2 protein-coding genes are annotated in these 1525 nt (G+C 53.4%); both read left to right on the top strand.

The features are described from left to right. Positions 1-499: response regulator (locus ACYJRZ_RS31865; protein WP_459465515.1), on the top strand; the 499-nt coding region annotated here is incomplete at its 5' end. Positions 500-1173: 674 nt separating this feature from the next. Next, positions 1174-1464 carry a hypothetical protein gene (locus ACYJRZ_RS31870; protein ID WP_459465517.1) on the top strand — a complete coding sequence of 97 codons (291 nt, stop codon included), beginning with the start codon at positions 1174-1176 and terminating at the stop codon, positions 1462-1464. Positions 1465-1525 lie beyond the last annotated feature (61 nt).

The following is a 1525-nucleotide window of genomic DNA, read 5'->3' on the forward strand; positions in this document are numbered from 1 at the left end:
GCGTAGGCGCTGGCGGCTGAGGGCTAAGGGCTCCAGCCTGCATGTACAGGACTCGCTCATGGTCGATGATTCCGCCGAGAAATCTCCGAGAATCATCAGCGGAGACGGGCGTCAGCTGCTTGTCCTTATTGCTGAAGATGAATTCCTTATCAAAGTTGATCTCGAGGATATCGTGAGGGAAGCGGGCTTCGAGCATCTCGCGCTATCGAATGCGGACGAGGCTATCCTTGCCTTGGAGGAGGACTCGGCCCGTTTTTGCGCCGTTTTAACCGATATCAGGATGCCAGGAGAGGCAAACGGTTGGGATTTGGCGCGGCGAGCTCGGGAACTGCAGCCAGTCATGCCGGTCATCTATATGACTGGCGACAGCGCCCAAGACTGGGCAGCCCGGGGCGTTCCCAATAGCGTCTTGCTTCAGAAGCCTTTCGTTCACGCCCAGCTCGTCACAGCATTGACCACTCTTCTTAACGATGCCGCCACGAGCGGGATCGGCCAATAAGGTGCGCCCATAAAGGATCGCGTTGAGAACAATCAGGAGCTTCGAAGGGAGGATTAGGTGCCGCCGATCTTAAGGGCGATCCTGAAGCGCCCAGTTTCGGACCGGAACCCTCGGTCCGGCCGATGGAGACCCTTTGGAACTCCGCCAAGAACGCTGCCAAATCAGCAAACTATCGCTAAATTAAATAAATAGAAATATTATGATAATTTTTCATGAAACGTGATATTGTACGATTTCCTTAGAAAATAATTATAATAAAGGAGCTAAAATGACTGATGTTCTTTCTTCAACCATGTTGCGGCGGTCGCTATCCGCGCTCGTTCAGGCCAGCGTCTTGTTAGCTATCACGGCTGCCATACTGAGCGTTGGCTTTTCCTCGCTACACCTTTGGTCGTGACGATGGCCAGTCGTCCACATAAATTCAAGTGTCCGATCAGCGAGAAAACCCAAACGGTCTTTCGACCGATCACATGCGGTGATGTTGCTGGCCGGCTGGAAACGGCGGCGCTCCTAAAAGCGCTGCGGATCGAGCGAGATCGGCCCCGCCGCCTTCAAACTGTCCGTTAGATAATGGGCGTCGCCAAAAAGAACCGCCATCACCCATCGAGGACAAGCGGAGGGGGCTCATCAAGAGTGTGCATCGATCTTGGAACAGGCTCGCCGCGGGAACCATCATGGAAAGGATGAAACGTCTCGCGCGAGGTAAACTGTCGCAAAGGGAAATTGAAATCCTAAATCGAATATTCGACGCCGTTACGGCACAAAGCTGGTTCGATGACACCGACTACAGCCGGGAGGGTTTTGCTGTCGGACCAGTCGGCGTATTTCAGTACGGATTTGTTAATCCAACTCAGCTGGAAAGGATTGCGATGTTCTGGGCATGGAGCGACTTCCCTCAAAACATGTCGAGTCCCCAGCGGGCTAAACTGAAATCGCTCTATAGTCAGCACGAGGTGCGGCGATAGGCTTATGCTCTTGAGATTCGAACCTGCGGCCCATTAGACCAATTGACACCAAGCCGCTGAT

The organism is Rhizobium sp. No.120, assembly GCF_054558365.1.

Coding starts and splice junctions, on each gene's coding strand:
- ACYJRZ_RS31870 (WP_459465517.1), top strand. CDS start 1,174: ATGGAAAGGATGAAACGTCTCGCGCGAGGTAAACTGTCGCAAAGGGAA.